1 protein-coding gene is annotated in these 1,050 nt (G+C 64.2%); it reads right to left on the reverse strand.

Annotation, left to right across the window (positions count from 1 at the left end):
• Window positions 1–1,050: IS701 family transposase (locus NS365_RS23335; protein ID WP_058602639.1), on the reverse strand; the 1,050-nt coding region annotated here is incomplete at both ends.

The following is a 1,050-nucleotide window of genomic DNA, read 5'->3' on the forward strand; positions in this document are numbered from 1 at the left end:
GCACAGACTGGCGTGATGGTGAAAACCACGCCAGTTGCGCCCTTCATAGTGATGCAGGCCCAACTCCGACTTCAGCTCCTGATAATCGCGTTCAATCCGCCATCGGCCTTGTGCCGTGGCAACCAGTGTCTTGACCGGCGTTTGCTTTGGTCGCGTCGAGAACCAGTAGTGGCGGGGCTCGAACTCTCCCGGCGGCCACTCGATCAGCAGCCACTGCTCGTCATGTGCCTGGCGATTGTGTGCGGCACGAACCCGCACCGCCGCGAACCGCGAACTGAGCGTTGCGTCGCTGCCCTGGCGCCAGCTGACCTGCCGATACGTCCTTGCGGACAAGCGCTGCGCGACTTCATGTACCGAGATCGGCACATGTGCGCTATCGCGCATCGGTCGTGTGCGGGGCCGACAGCCCTTAGGGCTGGCTGGCGGCATGGGCGCAGGTTGGTGCGATCCCCACCAGACCTTCGTGTTGCTGCGGACGCCAACCATGTACAGCAGGCCGCGTTCGCTGAGCTGGTCTCGCCAGTGGGTCTCGGTGCCGTAGGCCGCATCGGCTAGCACGACGCCTGCCGCCATCCCTGTCGCCAGCGCGCTGTCGATCTGATCCATGGCCAGCGCTGTCTTGGTCTGAAACACGACCTGATCCGGAACGCCTGCCTTCTTGCGCCGCACAGTGTCCTGAGCCCACTGCTCGGGAAGATACAGCCGATAGCCCACTGGCAGGCTGCCGTGTTCGTTGGCGATCGACAAACTCACGGCAACCTGGCAATTGTCCGTCTGGCCAAGGCGCCCACAGTACTCGCGTGCAACACCGACCGAATGCACCCCCTTCTTTGAAAATCCCGTGTCGTCCACGATCCAGTGACACGCTGCGCTCTTCCTGCTCAGGGGCGGCAGCACCTGTGCCGCCACCGCCGCCAGCAGCGCTTGATCGCTCCAGTCGGCATCGGCCACCAGATGGTGCATCGATTGATGGGCTGAGCGCACGTTCTGCGGGTGCACCCGCGCGGCCATGGGCTCCACGCTCTTGCGCCCTCCAGGCAGTAGCAACCC

Origin of the sequence: Aureimonas ureilytica (assembly GCF_001475935.1) — a bacterium.
GTDB classification, from domain to species: Bacteria; Pseudomonadota; Alphaproteobacteria; order Rhizobiales; family Rhizobiaceae; genus Aureimonas; species Aureimonas ureilytica_A.